The sequence below is a fragment of the Parahoeflea olei genome (assembly GCF_001703635.1).
Taxonomy (GTDB): Bacteria; Pseudomonadota; Alphaproteobacteria; order Rhizobiales; family Rhizobiaceae; genus Hoeflea; species Hoeflea olei.
The window spans coordinates 72022-86746 of sequence record NZ_LQZT01000002.1 but is presented as its reverse complement, the minus strand read 5'-3'; the positions used below and the strand labels follow the sequence as shown (position 1 = coordinate 86746).

Annotated in this window: 17 protein-coding genes; 4 read left to right on the top strand and 13 right to left on the bottom strand. The window is 66.6% G+C overall.

Annotated features, from left to right (window positions below; genetic code table 11):
• Nucleotides 1–166: 166 nt before the first annotated feature.
• The 6 genes from AWJ14_RS03500 to AWJ14_RS03475 form a co-directional block, all read right to left on the bottom strand.
• Entirely contained in the window at nucleotides 167–946 is a 780-nt protein-coding gene (locus AWJ14_RS03500; RefSeq protein WP_066175044.1) for a succinate dehydrogenase iron-sulfur subunit, read from the bottom strand.
• 14 nt (nucleotides 947–960) lie between these two features.
• Nucleotides 961–1317 (bottom strand): virulence factor, encoded by a 357-nt coding sequence (locus AWJ14_RS03495; protein WP_245304114.1) that lies wholly within the window; start codon nucleotides 1315–1317, stop codon nucleotides 961–963.
• Nucleotides 1318–1359: 42 nt separating this feature from the next.
• Nucleotides 1360–3213 carry a succinate dehydrogenase flavoprotein subunit gene (gene sdhA, locus AWJ14_RS03490; RefSeq protein WP_066175041.1) on the bottom strand — a complete coding sequence of 618 codons (1854 nt, stop codon included), beginning with the start codon at nucleotides 3211–3213 and terminating at the stop codon, nucleotides 1360–1362.
• Nucleotides 3214–3227: 14 nt separating this feature from the next.
• Entirely contained in the window at nucleotides 3228–3611 is a 384-nt protein-coding gene (sdhD, locus tag AWJ14_RS03485) for a succinate dehydrogenase, hydrophobic membrane anchor protein (protein WP_066175040.1), read from the bottom strand.
• An 11-nt stretch (nucleotides 3612–3622) separates the two neighbouring features.
• Nucleotides 3623–4015 carry a succinate dehydrogenase, cytochrome b556 subunit gene (sdhC, locus tag AWJ14_RS03480; protein ID WP_066175201.1) on the bottom strand — a complete coding sequence of 131 codons (393 nt, stop codon included), beginning with the start codon at nucleotides 4013–4015 and terminating at the stop codon, nucleotides 3623–3625.
• A gap of 233 nt (nucleotides 4016–4248) precedes the next feature.
• A complete protein-coding gene (locus AWJ14_RS03475) occupies nucleotides 4249–4713 on the bottom strand; it encodes a GNAT family N-acetyltransferase (RefSeq protein WP_066175038.1) in 465 nt (154 codons plus the stop codon).
• Between the two features lie 204 nt (nucleotides 4714–4917).
• On the opposite strand from AWJ14_RS03475, the gene AWJ14_RS22515 reads away from it, so the two are divergent.
• Nucleotides 4918–5502 carry a hypothetical protein gene (locus tag AWJ14_RS22515; RefSeq protein ID WP_066175036.1) on the top strand — a complete coding sequence of 195 codons (585 nt, stop codon included), beginning with the start codon at nucleotides 4918–4920 and terminating at the stop codon, nucleotides 5500–5502.
• Nucleotides 5503–5619: 117 nt separating this feature from the next.
• On the opposite strand, the gene leuC is transcribed toward AWJ14_RS22515, so the two are convergent.
• Nucleotides 5620–7029 carry a 3-isopropylmalate dehydratase large subunit gene (leuC, locus tag AWJ14_RS03465; protein WP_066175035.1) on the bottom strand — a complete coding sequence of 470 codons (1410 nt, stop codon included), beginning with the start codon at nucleotides 7027–7029 and terminating at the stop codon, nucleotides 5620–5622.
• Between the two features lie 258 nt (nucleotides 7030–7287).
• Entirely contained in the window at nucleotides 7288–7740 is a 453-nt protein-coding gene (locus AWJ14_RS03460; RefSeq protein ID WP_425349609.1) for an MgtC/SapB family protein, read from the bottom strand.
• 84 nt (nucleotides 7741–7824) lie between these two features.
• Between AWJ14_RS03460 and AWJ14_RS22510 the strand changes: the two genes are divergently transcribed.
• The coding region (locus AWJ14_RS22510) for a hypothetical protein (RefSeq protein ID WP_210183491.1) at nucleotides 7825–8061 on the top strand (237 nt) is incomplete at its 5' end.
• 179 nt (nucleotides 8062–8240) lie between these two features.
• A complete protein-coding gene (locus tag AWJ14_RS03455; RefSeq protein ID WP_066175032.1) occupies nucleotides 8241–9170 on the top strand; it encodes a LysR substrate-binding domain-containing protein in 930 nt (309 codons plus the stop codon).
• Between the two features lie 13 nt (nucleotides 9171–9183).
• On the opposite strand, the gene AWJ14_RS03450 is transcribed toward AWJ14_RS03455, so the two are convergent.
• The 5 genes from AWJ14_RS03450 to AWJ14_RS03430 form a co-directional block, all read right to left on the bottom strand.
• On the bottom strand, nucleotides 9184–9840 hold the full coding sequence (locus tag AWJ14_RS03450) for a class I SAM-dependent DNA methyltransferase (protein ID WP_066175030.1): 657 nt from the start codon (nucleotides 9838–9840) through the stop codon (nucleotides 9184–9186).
• Between the two features lie 159 nt (nucleotides 9841–9999).
• Nucleotides 10000–10275 carry a hypothetical protein gene (locus AWJ14_RS03445; RefSeq protein ID WP_066175027.1) on the bottom strand — a complete coding sequence of 92 codons (276 nt, stop codon included), beginning with the start codon at nucleotides 10273–10275 and terminating at the stop codon, nucleotides 10000–10002.
• Nucleotides 10276–10370: 95 nt separating this feature from the next.
• Nucleotides 10371–11216 carry an amino acid ABC transporter permease gene (locus AWJ14_RS03440; protein ID WP_066175025.1) on the bottom strand — a complete coding sequence of 282 codons (846 nt, stop codon included), beginning with the start codon at nucleotides 11214–11216 and terminating at the stop codon, nucleotides 10371–10373.
• Nucleotides 11213–11752 carry a GNAT family N-acetyltransferase gene (locus tag AWJ14_RS03435; protein WP_245304113.1) on the bottom strand — a complete coding sequence of 180 codons (540 nt, stop codon included), beginning with the start codon at nucleotides 11750–11752 and terminating at the stop codon, nucleotides 11213–11215. The genes AWJ14_RS03440 and AWJ14_RS03435 overlap by 4 nt, the downstream gene beginning before the upstream one ends.
• Nucleotides 11753–11758: 6 nt before the next feature.
• Nucleotides 11759–12568 (bottom strand): transporter substrate-binding domain-containing protein, encoded by an 810-nt coding sequence (locus tag AWJ14_RS03430; RefSeq protein WP_066175023.1) that lies wholly within the window; start codon nucleotides 12566–12568, stop codon nucleotides 11759–11761.
• A gap of 957 nt (nucleotides 12569–13525) precedes the next feature.
• On the opposite strand from AWJ14_RS03430, the gene AWJ14_RS03425 reads away from it, so the two are divergent.
• Nucleotides 13526–14581 (top strand): endonuclease/exonuclease/phosphatase family protein, encoded by a 1056-nt coding sequence (locus AWJ14_RS03425; RefSeq protein WP_066175021.1) that lies wholly within the window; start codon nucleotides 13526–13528, stop codon nucleotides 14579–14581.
• Nucleotides 14582–14725: the final 144 nt, after the last annotated feature.

Sequence of the window (14725 nt, the reverse complement as noted above, 5' to 3'; positions counted from 1 at the left end):
GGTGGCCTTTTTCGTTCCGGACTACGGCTGGTTGCCGCCGCCACCACACGGTACTTTGCATGGGGCATGCCGGCAAGGAACGTGGCCAGGTCCGCATCGCCCGACAGCAAAAAGGCCACCCGACGAGGTGGCCTTCCGGCTTGTGAGGTGTGGCGTGAGGCCGGTGCTACAGCCGGCGCTCGACCATCATGGTCTTGATCTCGGCGATCGCCTTGGCGGGGTTGAGGCCCTTGGGGCAGGTCTGCGCGCAGTTCATGATGGTGTGGCAGCGATAGAGCCGGAACGGATCCTCGAGATTGTCGAGCCGTTCGCCGGTGGCCTCGTCGCGGCTGTCGATCAGCCAGCGATAGGCCTGCAAGAGCACGGCCGGGCCGAGGAACCGCTGGCCGTTCCACCAGTAGCTCGGGCACGAGGTCGAGCAGCAGGCGCACAGGATGCACTCGTAGAGACCGTCGAGCTTGGCGCGGTCCTCGTGGCTCTGGCGCCATTCCTTGACCGGGGTCGGCGACACGGTCTTGAGCCAGGGCTCGATCGAGCGGTGCTGGGCGTAGAACGTGGTCAGGTCCGGCACCAGGTCCTTGACCACCGGCAGATGCGGCAGCGGATAGACCTTGACCGCCCCGTCGATCTCGTCGAGCCCCTTGGTGCAGGCGAGCGTGTTGGTGCCGTCGATGTTCATCGCGCAGGAGCCGCAAATGCCCTCGCGGCAGGAGCGGCGGAGCGTCAGCGTGGCGTCGATCTTGTTCTTGATCCAGAGCAGGCCGTCGAGCACCATCGGCCCGCAATCGTCGGTGTCGATATAATAGGTGTCGATGCGCGGATTGGCGTCATCGTCGGGCGACCAGCGATAGACGCGGAATTCGCGCGTGTTCTTCGCGCCCGCGGGCTTCGGCCAGGTCTTGCCTTCGGTCGGGCGCGAGTTCTTCGGGAGTGTGAATTCAACCATCTGGCTATGCTTTCCTAGGCTGTCCGTGACGCCATCTCAACCGCGGGCATCAGGTCGTTGTTCTCTTCGATTCGAAGCATTCGGATGTCTCGCACCGACGCCGAAAACCAACTGAACGAGTGCGTGAGGTCCTGGATCGTCAACACGCATCGCACCGCGTCGACGCTCTCGTCGCCGAAATAGGTGCTGCCCTGTTGCCACCCGAACCCGCGCTCCGAAAGAAATCCGCGGATTTCCTGATAGGCATTGTTCCAGGACGGACCGGGATAGACGTCCTTGAGGCTGTTGGTATCGAGGTCGAATACGATCGCATACATCGATTTGCTCCCCTGCCCCTTGGGTCGTTCCCGGTTGTGTCCCATCATGCGCATGGCAAGTCTCCTTTCCATGAGCATATCATCATTGGCGTCGCCTCAATACACCCGGGCCTTCGGCGCGATCTTGGCGGGATCGATGCCTTCGGCGATCAGGTCGGTGTGCACCGGGCGGTAGTCGAGCGTGACCTTGCCCTTCTCGTCGACCCAGGCCAGCGTGTGCTTGCGCCAGTTCTCGTCGTCGCGGCCGCCATAGGGGCCGTCGACATAGTCCTCGCGTGCATGGCTGCCGCGGCTTTCCTTGCGGGCTTCGGCGCCATAGACGGTGGTGATCGCATTGGCCATCAGGTTCTCGAGTTCGAGCGTTTCCATCAGGTCCGAGTTCCAGATCATCGAGCGGTCGGTGACCTTGACGTCGGGAAGCTCGGTCCAGATCTGCGAGATCCGGCGGCAACCCGATTCGAGCGATTCCTGGGTGCGGAACACGGCTGCGTCTTCCTGCATGGCGCGCTGCATCTTCTCGCGCAGGTCCGCCGTCGGCTGGGAGCCATTGGCGTGGCGCAGCCGGTCGAAGCGGGCCATGATCTTGTCGAAGCAGGCCTGGTTGACCGAAGGAATGGCGCTCTCGCGGTCGATCACCTCGCCCGCGCGAATGGCCGCGGCACGGCCGAACACCACAAGGTCGATCAGCGAGTTCGAGCCCAGCCGGTTGGCGCCGTGCACCGAAGCGCAGCCGGCCTCGCCGACGGCCATCAGGCCCGGCGCGACGCGGTCGGGCTGGTCCGGCGTCGGGTTGAGCACTTCGCCCCAGTAATTGGTGGGGATGCCGCCCATGTTGTAGTGCACCGTCGGCAGCACCGGGATCGGCTCGCGGGTCACGTCGACGCCGGCGAAGATCTTGGCGCTCTCGGAGATGCCCGGAAGCCGCTCGTGCAGCACCGCGGGATCGAGATGGTCGAGATGCAGGTAGATGTGGTCCTTGGCCTTGCCGACGCCACGGCCTTCGCGGATTTCCATGGTCATGCAGCGCGAGACCACGTCACGCGAGGCGAGATCCTTGGCCGACGGCGCATAGCGCTCCATGAAGCGCTCGCCTTCGGAATTGACGAGGTAGCCGCCCTCGCCGCGCGCACCTTCGGTGATCAGGCAGCCCGCGCCGTAGATGCCGGTCGGGTGGAACTGCACGAATTCCATGTCCTGCAGCGGCAGGCCGGCGCGCGCGATCATGGCATTGCCGTCGCCGGTGCAGGTGTGCGCGGACGTTGCCGAGAAATAGGCGCGGCCATAGCCACCCGTTGCCAGCACCACCATCTTGGCGGAGAAGCGGTGGATGGTGCCGTCGTCGAGGTTCCAGGCGACCACGCCGGTGCAGCGGCCGTCGTCTTCCATCAAGAGATCGAGCGCGAAATACTCGATGAAGAATTCGGCATTGTTCTTGAGCGACTGGCCGTAGAGCGTGTGCAGGATGGCGTGGCCGGTGCGGTCGGCGGCGGCGCAGGTGCGCTGCACGGGGGGGCCTTCGCCGTAGTTCTGCATGTGGCCGCCGAACGGGCGCTGGTAGATGCGGCCATCCTCGGTGCGCGAGAACGGCACGCCGTAGTGTTCGAGTTCGTAGACCGCCTTGGGCGCTTCCATGGTCAGGTACTGCATGGCGTCGACGTCGCCGAGCCAGTCGGAGCCCTTGACGGTGTCGTACATGTGCCACTGCCAGGAGTCGGGCGTCATGTTTGTGAGCGACGCGGCGATGCCGCCTTGTGCGGCAACGGTATGCGAGCGGGTGGGGAACACCTTGGTGATGCAGGCGGTGCGGAAGCCCTGCTCGGCCATGCCGAGGGTCGCACGCAGGCCCGCGCCGCCGGCGCCGACCACGACCACGTCATAGGCGTGATCGACGATGGTATAGGCCTTCTTTGCGCCCTGGGCGGCGCTGGAGGTGGAGTGTGTCTGTGCCATGCCTCGGAAATCCTTCACGCGCCGAAGGCCAGCTTGGCCAGGGCGAAGAGTGTGAGCAGCGCGAGCACGCCGGTGAAGAAGCTGTTGAGCATCAACAGCACCCATTTGGTGCGCTCGACGAAAATATAGTCCTCGATGATCACCTGCATGCCGAGCTTCATGTGCCAGATGATCATCAGCAGCGTTGCCAGCGCGAACACCGAGACGAACGGATTGGCGAAGGTGGCGCGCACCTCCTCGTAGGAGGCGCCGTGCAGCGAGAAGCCCAGGACCAGGAAGAAGATCGTCAGCGGAATGGCGGCGACAGAGGTGACCCTGCTGTGCCAGAAATGCATGGTGCCGTCCTTGGCCGAACCAAGTCCGCGAACCTTTGCGAGCGGTGAGCGCATGTCTGCCATGATGGTCTCCTTCAGCTCAACGAAATGCCGATGATCCAGACCAGGACCGTCAGCACCACCGACGACACGATCTGGATCTTGGCGACCTTGACCGCGAGCTGCTTCTCGAAGCCGTAGCCGATGTCCCAGGCCAGGTGCTTGATGCCGCCGAGCAGGTGATGGATCAGCGCCCAGCTGAAGCAGAACAGCGTGAAATAGCCGAACCACGAGCCGTAGAGCCAGCTGACCCAGTTGAAATACTCTTCGCCCGATGCCGCGGCGACGAGCCACCAGACGATCAGCACCGCGCCGAAATAGAGCCCGGCGCCGGTGACGCGGTGGAAGCCCGACATCAGGAATGTCGGCGTGAGCTTGTAGATCTGGAGATGCGGCGAAAGCGGCCGCTTCTGTGTCGCATTGGTCATAGGGACCTGGTCCTTCTTTCCCTCAAGGAACGCCACGGCCGCCTTGCGCATGCGCAAGCCGGCAGCCGTGACAGCGTTTTAGTGCCTTATGTGCACCGCGTCAAAGCCCGCTTTGCCCTTCGCAGAATGGCCTTTGGTCGAACGCAGCGCACCCGTCGGCGCGTGCCCTGCCTTCAATCGGTTCAAATCGTTAAATTCCGAATAACCGGTCTGGCGAGGGTCTGCCGCAGGGCTCACCGGGCATGGTCGAGACGGATTTCCCAGCTCGAGAAATCCGCCTTGGTGGCGATCTTTTCATAGAGCTTGCGGCCGTCGTCGGGCAGACGCGGCGCATTGAGAACGATTCGCTCCCAGCCGTGGGAATCGCTTTCCTCGACCAGCATGTCGATCATCGCCTGGGCGATTCCCATGTTGCGGTGCAGGTGGCTGACATAGAGATGGTCGACCTGGCCGACGCGCATGCCGGTGACCGGATCAGGCAGGTCGTAGAACATCACGAAACCCACCAGTTCGCCATCGAGCCGGGCGCCGAACACCTGCGCGACCCGGTCCTGCAGCAGCGTTTCGGCGTAATAGTCGTCCGGCCTGCGCGGCGCGCCACGCTTGAGCGACTGCGCATAGTCGGCGAGCAGCGGCGAGAATTGATGCGCATCCTTGAGGCGCAGCAGCGAAATGTCGATCTTGTCTGGCGTGTTCATGGCAATCCCATCGGTTCTGCGGCATGTTTTTCGCAAACCGCGGGTGGGGTCAAGCCATAGCCGGCCTCCCCGGCCCCGATCTTAAGGTTAAAATCGATCCAATTTCCAACCCCCTTCACGCGGGCGCCCGGATCGGCGACAATCGCTTGCAGCGAAACGACTTTTTCAAGGGCCGGCAGCGAGATGGCCGGCCGGGACCGAACCATGGCGACGACAGTGAAACCGACATTCCTCCTTGCGCTCGCGGCATGCCTGCTGCTCGCGCCCGCGGGCGCTCTCGCCGACGCGCGGACCCTCCCGCCACCGCCCGGCGAGGCCGCTGCGGCAGGCGCAGCCGACGGCTACGTCCTCGCCTGGAACGAGCGCGAACGCCGGCGCGAGGAGCGACGCCGGGACCGGGTGGAGTGGGGACAGCGCGGCGCCGACCGGCAGGACTGGGGCGTGCGCCGCGAGGACCGGCGCGACAGGACCTTTGACAGCGACCGCGACTTCTATCGCGATGGCGCGCAGCGCGACGCGCGCGACCGTGCCCGGGACTACCGCGGCGACGATCGGCGCCGCCGCCACGAACGCCCCGACGGCGACTATTTCGGCGGCTGGTCGGCCTGGCGCGACCCCGGCAACGGCACCTATGTCTATGGCGACGACAACCGCCGCCGCCCCGGCGACATGCGGATCATCGAGGTTCCGACCCTACGCGGACCAAAGGCGCTCGGCATCGGCCCGAAGGGCTTCGGCGGCGCCTGCGACTATTCCGGCAAGGTCTGCATCATCCGCCCCGAACGGTAGCGGCAGCGCCGCAACCCGGACCGGCGTCCCGGCTTCCAGGCAACGGACCACAAAAAATCCCCGGCAGCGCGGGCTGCCGGGGATTTTTCGCGTAAACGCTCAAGCCCTCGGGCCGGATTATTTCCAGTCGCGGATATCGACGAAGTGGCCGGCGATCGCGGCTGCCGCGGCCATGGCGGGCGAGACCAGATGGGTGCGGCCCTTGAAGCCCTGGCGGCCTTCGAAATTGCGGTTCGAGGTCGAGGCGCAGCGTTCGCCGGGCTTCAAACGATCGTCGTTCATGGCCAGGCACATCGAGCAGCCCGGTTCGCGCCATTCGAAGCCTGCGGCGAGGAAGATCTTGTCGAGGCCTTCGGCTTCGGCCTGTTCCTTGACGAGACCCGAACCCGGAACGATCATCGCGCTCACCTTCGGGTTGACGGTCTTGCCCTCGACCACCTTGGCGGCGGCGCGCAGGTCCTCGATCCGGCCATTGGTGCAGGAGCCGATGAACACCCGGTCGATGGCGATGTCGGTGATCTTGGTGCCGGGCTTGAGGCCCATATAGTCGAGCGCACGCCATTTCGAGCTGCGCTTGGCTTCGTCCTTGATGTCGTCGGGGTTCGGCACCTCGCCGTTGACCGAGATCACGTCCTCGGGCGAGGAGCCCCAGGAGACGATCGGCGGCAGGGCCGCGGCATCGAGCCGGACGATCTTGTCGTAATGGGCGCCTTCGTCGCTTGCCAGCGACTTCCAGTAGTCGACCGCCATGTCCCAGGCCTTGCCCTTGGGCGCGCGCGGCGTGTCCTTGATATAGGCGAAGGTCTTTTCGTCGGGCGCGATCAGGCCGGCGCGGGCGCCGCCTTCGATGGTCATGTTGCAGACCGTCATGCGGCCTTCCATCGACAGCGCGCGGATCGCGTCGCCGGCGAATTCGATGACGTGGCCGGTGCCGCCGGCAGTGCCGATCTCGCCGATGATGGCGAGGATGATGTCCTTGGCGGTCACCCCTTCGGGCAGTTCGCCGTTGACCTCGACCAGCATGTTCTTGGCCTTTTTCTGGATCAGCGTCTGCGTGGCGAGCACGTGCTCGACCTCGGAGGTGCCGATGCCGTGGGCCAATGCCCCGAAGGCGCCGTGCGTCGAGGTGTGGCTGTCGCCGCAGACGATGGTGGTGCCGGGCAGGGTGAAGCCCTGTTCGGGACCAACGATATGGACGATGCCCTGGCGCTTGTCGCTCTCGTTGAAATACTCGACGCCGAACTCGGCCGCATTGGTTGCGAGCGCCTCGACCTGGATGCGGCTTTCCTCGTTCTTGATGCCTTCATGGCGATCGGGCGTGGTGGGCACGTTGTGGTCGACGACGGCGAGCGTCTTTTCCGGCGCGCGCACGCTGCGGTGCGCGGTGCGCAGGCCTTCGAAGGCTTGCGGCGAGGTCACTTCGTGCACGAGGTGACGGTCGATATACAGCAGCGCCGTGCCGTCGTCCTGCTGGCTGACAACGTGGTCGTCCCAGATCTTGTCGTATATCGTGCGTGGTGCGGTCATGGTCATGTCCTTGGCATAGAAAGGCTAATGGAAAACGGAAACCGTGGGGAGCGGTGACCGGCCCCGGCAGGGCAGCGGCCGCCGGCAAGGCCTAGACGCGGATCCCGCCGGACCGGACGCCGGACAGCCACGCGAAAAACCGGGCCGGCAGGCGCTTGGCGTCCTGCAGCACGATGGTCTTCCCGGAACGGGTCTGAAGCGGCATTTTCATGGTCCGGCTCTTACCAGCATCTTTGCGCCTTGGCAATCTGAGCGCGGTCAGCCGCGGCCTTCCCCCGGCCCCTCCGGATGCGGGGTTGCGTCGCGCGCGCCGGCGGAAACCTTGGCCCGTTTCAGCGCCATGCCGGTCTCGAGCCGTCGCACCAGCGCCAACACCGCCGCGCCGAGAAGGCAGGCGAGCAGCGCCACCAGCCACAGGCCGAGACCGGCCGACAGGCCGGTGGCGCCCGCAAGCCACATCCCCGCCCCGGTGGTCAGCCCCTGCACCTTGCCGCGCCGCATCAGGATCGAGCCGGCGGCGAGGAAGGCCACGCCGGCGGTGATCGCCTCGACCAGACGCAGCGGATCGGTGCGCACATGATCATCGGCAAAGATCGGCATGGCGGTGATTTCGAGCGTGATGATGGCGAAGACGCAGGCAGCCAGCGCGACCATCATGTGGGTGCGGAAGCCTGCGGGCCGCTCGGCGATCTCGCGTTCGAGGCCGAGCACGCCGCCAAGACAGGTGGCGATGAAGAGCCGTACCGTGATCACCTGCCAGGGCAGATACGGCGCGCGACTGAATTCTTCCGTGANCCCTCAACGCCAAAGCCGGCCCCGGGTTCCGTCCGGCAGCGCGCGCCCCGCGCGGCGGCGCGCTCACGGCAGCGGCTGTCCGCTCCGGAGCAGGCTGCGATCGAAGGCAAGCCGCACCTCGGCGATGCCGCGCGGGCCATCGGGCCCCAAGCCGATGTCGCGCCGGATCCACGGATTGAGCCCGGCGCCGTCCGGCTCGGTCCGGCCGGCAAGGCGCAGAGCCAAAAGGCGCCATAGCTTCGCCAGCCCGCAAGGCCGCCCCGAAGGGCGCCGCGGGGGATATATCCCGTTGCGCATTGCCGTGTCCTCTTTCCCTGTGGCAGGGTGATTTTCTGATATGCCAGGGCTCAGATAGACGAGCCGGACCGCGCAGTTCCAACGGAATTCCCGTCTGCGCCCATCAAGAGAGCTTATGCATGAAACTGTCGCGCAAATATCCGCTCAATGCCCTGCGCGTGTTCGAGGCGGTGGCGCGCCACGCAAGCTTTTCGCGGGCCGGCGAGGAGCTGGGCATGACCCAGACGGCGGTGAGCTACCAGATCAAGCTGCTCGAGGAGACGCTGGGCGAGCGGCTGTTTCTCAGGCAGCCGCGCCAGATCGTGCCGACCGCGGTGGCCGAACGCATGCTGCCACCTGTGACCAAGGCCTTCGATCTGCTGGACGAGGCGATCGGGCAGGCCAGGCAGGTGTCGAACCGGACGCTGGAGATTCACTCCTCGCCGACCTTCGCCGCCTTCTGGCTTGCGCGCAATCTCGGCAGCTTCCAGCTCGAATGCCCGGACATCGCGGTGCGGCTGCTGCGGGCGACCAAGATCACCGATTTCAACCGCGATCCGGCCGATGTCGGCATCCGCTGGGGTGTCGGCCCCTGGCCCGACCACGACTGCCACCTGCTCGGCCGGTTCAGCTTCGAGCCGATGCTGAGCCCGGCGCTCGCCCGCAGCTTCGGCCCGATCGAGCGGCCCGAGGACCTGTTGAAGCTGCCGATCCTCGGCGCGCGGCAAACCTCCTGGCTGCGCTGGTTCGCCTCGGTCGGGATCGAGGCGCCCGACCTTTCCGGCCACACCCGGCACGATTACGTCGAGCAGGATCTCTGCGCCAACGCCGCCCTTGCCGGCCAGGGCGTGGCGCTGCTCAACCACCTGTTCTACGCCGACGACCTCGCCTCGGGCCGGCTGGTCGCGGCTCTGGGCCGGGCCTGCCGGGACGAGATCGGCGCCTGGCTGGTGTTTCCCCCAAGCCGGCGCAACACGGCCAAGATCAGGGCGTTCCGCCACTGGATCACGACGGCGGTGGCCGCCGACATGGCCCGCACCGAACCCGAAGGGGTCATGGACGTCGGCTGACCGGCGGGCCGCCTCAGCCCCGCATCCGGAAGACATGGGCGGTGACCAGCACGTCCGGCTCGTCGAGCGCGAAGGCGCGGAACGGCGGGCTGGTCTCGACCTTTCGCCAGACACCGCGGGCCGAAAGCTCATCGATCACGCCGGCAAAGCCGGCGCTGTCGAAGATCGTGTCGCGAATGGTGAAGACGCCGATGCCGCCCGGCCGGGTGATGCGGGCAAGCTCGACCAGGCCCGAGGCCGGCGCGTGGCCTTCGGTGAACACGCCGGTGCACAGGAAGGCCGCGAAATGACCGTCCGGCCACGGCAGGGTCTCGCCGAGGGTCGCGCGTTTGAGCTCCCGGTAGGCTCCGCGCCCGGCGGCGATGTCGAGCATGGCCTGCGAGAAATCGAGCCCCTCGATCCAGCCGTAGCCGAGCGCCTGCAGATAGGGGCCGGACAGCCCGGTGCCGCAGCCGGCATCGAGCACGGGACCGGCGTCCGGGGCGACATGGCGGCTGACCCAGGCCAGCGCCTGGAACGGCAGGCAATAGCCGGACGCCAGCGTGTCCCGGTCATAGCCCGCGGCCCAGCCGGCATAGGCGGCATTGAGCTCGTCCGCTCCGGACGCGGCATAGACCTGGCCGAGCGCATCGGAGGCGCGGGCGGGCGGGGCGGAACGGGGGTCGGACATGCTAGGTCTCCTGCTGTGCTCCGGAATGTCCGCCGGCGCGGGGGTGCGATTCCGGGCGGGGCCGCTGCCGGCCAGCGGACCGGAAAACCGTGGTTCGGACGGGCGCGCGACCCGAGCGTCCGCATCGCGCCGCGCCCGAGGGATCGCGGCCGAAACCGCCTAGCGTTGTTTCTGTCTCTCGAGCTGCTCGAAGAAATAGTTCATCTGTGCCTCGGGCACCCGGTCGGTGCGGACACGGCCCTTGCGCAATTCGTAGAGGAACTGCGCCTCGGCATTGGGCTGGAAATGGTAACTCGGATTCAACTGCGGCGTCAGGATCGGATCGTAGAGCCGGCCCGACTGGATCGCATCGATCCTGCGGCCCTGCCGCTCGGCCTGGGCAGGAACGGGAAGTAGCATCAAGCCGACGAGAATGAGCGGCAGGGTGGTTTTCATGGCGGATATCCTTTCACGGCTGTGACTTCTCATGTGGGATGCGCGCCTTCGATTGCCAGGGGTGCGCGGGCATGCCGCGCCGGAACGGGCGCCTGTCACACCCCGGCCTGGCCCTGGCGCCGGTCGGCGCGGCGCAGGCGCTTTTCGAGCGCGCGCAACGCAAGCGACAGGCTGACGGTGAGCAGCAGATAGACATAGGCCACGATCGAATAGGTTTCGAAAAAGCGGAACGAACCCGAGGCATAGACCTTGCCCATCTGCGTGAGGTCGGCGACACCGAGCACCGAGACCAGCGAGGAATCCTTGATCATGGCGATGAAATCATTGCCGAGCGGCGGCAGGATGGTGCGGATCGCCTGCGGCAGCACGATCAGCCGGAAGCGCTGGAACGGCGTGAGCCCGAGCGCCTTGGCCGCCTCGATCTGGCCCGCATCGACCGCAAGGATGCCGGCGCGGAACACCTCCGAGATGAAGGCCGAATAGCCGATGGTGAGCGCGATGATCGCCCGCCACAAAAGCGAGACGTCGCGCACCAGCAGCGGCTCGGCGAGGCCGGCGGCAAAGAGCGGCGCCGCCAGGAAATTCCAGGCCGCGACGAAGCCCGGCGCCCCGACAAAGGCGATGTAGAACAGGAGCACCAGGATCGGGATGCCGCGGATGATCTCGACATAGAACCGTGCGATCTGCCTGAGGACGAGGTGGCGCGACAGGCCCATCACCGCGAGCCCGAGCCCGATGGCGGTGGCGAGCGCGAACCCCACCAGGGTGACGAAGATGGTGATGCCGATGCCGCGCGAGACGATCGAGAAGATCTGGCTGTAGATGCCGTTGATCGCGATCAGCACGGCCAGCACCACCGCGATCGCCGCGGCGACGACCAGCCACCAGGGAAAATCCCCCGCCTCGCCGTTTCGCCGTGGGGTTGACGTGCCGGACGTCACCGGTCCGGGCTTCCGTCCGGCTGCGCGGACACCGGCGCCGGGCGCACGAACAGCTGCTCGGTGACGCCGCCCTGCCACTGGTCGCGATCGAGCTCTTCGGCAAGGCGGAAGCCGAAGCGCTCATACAGCGCCCGCGCCGCATCGAGGCCGGCGAAGGTGGTCAGCCACACCGGCCCCGCCGAAACGGCATCGGCATGGGCGATGGCCTGTTCGAGCAGCCGCCGGCCGAGCCCGGTGCCGCGCGCGGCATCCGAGACCACGAACCAGCGCAGATGCGCGCCGCGCGGGCCGCCCCCCGACACATCCATCGAGATCGATCCGATCAGCCGGCCGTCGCGCCAGGCGGTCGCAAACAGGTCGCGGGCCGGGTCGAGCCCGGCGAGGAAGGCGGAGAGTTCAGCGGCGAGCTTGGTCTCGAAGCCGAGCCCGAAGCCCCAGGCCGGCGCGTAATAGTCCATGTGCAGCCCGAGCACGCCCGCGAGCGCACCCGGCCGGTAGCCCTCGATCAGGACGGATCCCTCGTTCACGTCAGTCATGGGGTCTCATTCGCCGAGCTTGTAGTCGAGGAACCACTTCTTGTTGAGCGCGTCCATGGTGCCGTCGGCCTTCATCGCGGCGATCGCCGCGTTGACGGGGGCGACCAGCTCCGAGCCCTTGGCGAAGATGAAGCCGAAATCATCCGCGCCGAGCGGGCCGCCGACCAGCTTCAAGCCGCCGCCGGAGGCTTCCACATAGCCCTTGCCGGCCACGCCGTCGGTCAGCACCACGTCGACATCGCCGGTCCTAAGCGCCTGCACGGTGGCGCCGAAGGTCTCCATCAGCTTGATGCGCGGATTGGCCTCGTCGCCGTCGAGCACGTCGTAGACGGCGACATAGAACGACGTGGTGCCGGGCTGCGCCCCGACCAGCCCGCCCTCGAAGGCCGCGAAGCTCTTGGCGTCGTCGAAGCGGTCCTCGTCAGCACGCACCAGCATGAACATTTCCGAGCGCATGTAGGAATCGGAGAAATCGACCTTTTCCTTGCGCTCTTCCTTGATCGAGATCCCGGTCATGCCGATCTGGTACTGGCCGTCGGCGACCGCCTGGATCATCGCGTCCCAGGAGGTGTTCTGGTATTCGACCGTGAAATTCAGCCGCTTGGCGATCTCGTTCATCGCGTCATATTCCCAGCCGATCTGCTCGCCGGTCTTGGGATCGATGAATTGCAGCGGCGGATAGGCGTTTTCGGTGACGACCACCACCGTCTGCCCGCCGAGATCCGGCAGGTCCTGCGCCTGCGCCGGAAAGATCGATGCGGCCGCTGCGGCGGCGGCGACGGCCAGTGATCTGGCCAATGACAGTACCGTTGACATGACATGTTCCCCTATGAGGTCTCGGGATCGGGCTGGCGCGCCCTGTCCGGGACCGCGCGCATGTCCGGTACATTGCAATGCCGCATCGCGGGCCGCAAGAAAAAACCCCGGGTGCCGCCGGCTTCCGTGCCGCTGCACCATACGGCTTTGCGCCCGCACGGAGACCGCCGGGGGAGAGACGATGCAGGTCCGGAGGGCCGCGCGCGGGGCGCACCGTTCGGAGAGAGGATGTGTGCATGCGAAGGCGCATGCACGAGGGGGTGTGGCGCGCCAGGCGCGCGGCCCGATTGCCGCCGGACGATGTCCCGCGTCCGACAGGCGGATGCCGCTTCGCTGCCGCCGCTTGGGGGCCTCTGACCGATGTGTCCCGAACTCGCGGTGGGCGCATGTGTCGCCCATGGAGCCCGTGACGGCTGCGGCCTGTGACCCGACGCGGCGGTCTCCGGCTTGCGCCGGGCCGCTGCCCCGGACGGGAGCAGCGGCGGAAGCCTTTTTCAAGCGGGTTCCGGCACGAAGCGCCCGCCCCCTTGGGGGCGAACCTCCGCCACAGGCCCGTCATGTCAACGCACGGGACCCCGGCTTTCGCCCGGGACCTGCGCGCCGCATGCCGGTGGCCGGCTGGGCCTGCAACGCCTGGAGGGACGTCGCGAACCCGCCGACGGAGCCGCTCTGGCCACCGCCTCCCTTCCGCGCCCGCCGCACGTTCCGGCGGGGTGGGAAGGGCCTTCCTTCCGCCCGGCGCCGCCACGTTTGCGGCTCCGTCCGATGGCGGAAGCGGTTTCAGTCTGCCATGCCGGCCGAAAGCGGGGACAAACGGGCCGTGTTTTTCGGGCAAACCCTTGCAAAGGCTTGCGGCGAGACCCCAGCTCGTCCCCGCGGTATCGGTTGCATCACGCCCCGATTTCAATCCTGTCGAGAATGCGCTATCCTCCGCAAAGGTTCAGGGAGGGTTGGGCCATGCCGAACTACACGGGCATCAAGCGCATTGCCGATGCGGACAAGCGCAAGCGGATCGTGCGCGGCATCAAGGCGCTGCGCGCGGGACTCGCAAGCGGCCCGCATCCGCTGCCGGCCAAATCCGCCAACGACACGCTGCTGATGGCCTCGTGGAACATCCGCGAATTCGACCAGGGATCGAAAGCCGGCTTCCGCGACGAGGAGGCCTATTACTATCTGGCCGAGGTGATCGACCATTTCGACATCGTCGCCATCCAGGAGGTGCGCAAGAGCCTCTATCCGCTGCAGAACCTGAAGCGGCTGCTGGGCTCGTGGTGGGATTTCCTGGTGACCGACGTGACGCTCGGGCGCTCCGGCAATTCCGAGCGGATGGCGTTTCTCTACGACCGCCGCAAGGTGGACTTCACCGGGCTTGCGGCCGAACTGCTGCTCGAGGACGCGATGCCGGTGAACCAGGACGTGCCGCAGATGGCGCGCTCGCCCTATATCGCCGGTTTCCGCGCCGGCTGGGCCTATTTCACGCTGGCGACCGTGCATATCTACTACGGCAAGGGGGTGGCGGTGGATCCGCGCCGGCTGGGCGAGATCACCGCGCTCGCCAGCACCATCGCCAAGCATGCCCCCGACTTCTCCTCGGCCGCGGTCTATGCGCCCGACAGCAAGCCCGCGCGCGACAACCTGCTGCTGCTGGGCGATTTCAACATCTTCAACCGCGCCGACGTGACCATGGAAGCGCTGACGGCGGCGGGCTTCAAGGTGCCCGAGCCGCTGCAGACGGTTCCGGGATCGAATGTCGACAAGAACAAGCACTACGACCAGATTGCCTATTACAAGCTGCTCAAGGGCATGCGCCCGACCGGCAAGGCCGGCGTGTTCGACGTCTTCGAGCATGTCTATCGCGAGGACCAGGCCAGCGAATATGACGCCGAACGCGTGGAAAAACCCGGCCGCAGCTTCCGCGACTGGCGCACCTACCGCATGAGCGACCATCTGCCGATGTGGGTGGAATTCGCGATCGACGACAGCGAAGCCTATCTCGACGGGCTGGCGGGCTGAGCAAAGGGCCGGAGGCGCCGGCGATGCGCATCGCCGGCCATCGTGGACGTGGGCCAGGACGCCCGCGACACATGCCCTATCGGGGACGGTTGGCGAGATCCCAGAACTTCTGGATCCAGGCCTCGATCTCGTCCACTTCGGCCC

Excerpts from the sequence above, each read along its gene's own strand:
- AWJ14_RS03500 (WP_066175044.1), bottom strand. The coding sequence starts at position 946 with ATGGTTGAATTCACACTCCCGAAGAACTCGCGCCCGACCGAAGGCAAG.
- AWJ14_RS03495 (WP_245304114.1), bottom strand. The coding sequence starts at position 1,317 with ATGCGCATGATGGGACACAACCGGGAACGACCCAAGGGGCAGGGGAGC.
- sdhA (WP_066175041.1), bottom strand. The coding sequence starts at position 3,213 with ATGGCACAGACACACTCCACCTCCAGCGCCGCCCAGGGCGCAAAGAAG.
- sdhD (WP_066175040.1), bottom strand. The coding sequence starts at position 3,611 with ATGGCAGACATGCGCTCACCGCTCGCAAAGGTTCGCGGACTTGGTTCG.
- sdhC (WP_066175201.1), bottom strand. The coding sequence starts at position 4,015 with ATGACCAATGCGACACAGAAGCGGCCGCTTTCGCCGCATCTCCAGATC.
- AWJ14_RS03475 (WP_066175038.1), bottom strand. The coding sequence starts at position 4,713 with ATGAACACGCCAGACAAGATCGACATTTCGCTGCTGCGCCTCAAGGAT.
- AWJ14_RS22515 (WP_066175036.1), top strand. The coding sequence starts at position 4,918 with ATGGCGACGACAGTGAAACCGACATTCCTCCTTGCGCTCGCGGCATGC.
- leuC (WP_066175035.1), bottom strand. The coding sequence starts at position 7,029 with ATGACCGCACCACGCACGATATACGACAAGATCTGGGACGACCACGTT.
- AWJ14_RS03455 (WP_066175032.1), top strand. The coding sequence starts at position 8,241 with ATGAAACTGTCGCGCAAATATCCGCTCAATGCCCTGCGCGTGTTCGAG.
- AWJ14_RS03450 (WP_066175030.1), bottom strand. The coding sequence starts at position 9,840 with ATGTCCGACCCCCGTTCCGCCCCGCCCGCCCGCGCCTCCGATGCGCTC.
- AWJ14_RS03445 (WP_066175027.1), bottom strand. The coding sequence starts at position 10,275 with ATGAAAACCACCCTGCCGCTCATTCTCGTCGGCTTGATGCTACTTCCC.
- AWJ14_RS03435 (WP_245304113.1), bottom strand. The coding sequence starts at position 11,752 with ATGACTGACGTGAACGAGGGATCCGTCCTGATCGAGGGCTACCGGCCG.
- AWJ14_RS03430 (WP_066175023.1), bottom strand. The coding sequence starts at position 12,568 with ATGTCAACGGTACTGTCATTGGCCAGATCACTGGCCGTCGCCGCCGCC.
- AWJ14_RS03425 (WP_066175021.1), top strand. The coding sequence starts at position 13,526 with ATGCCGAACTACACGGGCATCAAGCGCATTGCCGATGCGGACAAGCGC.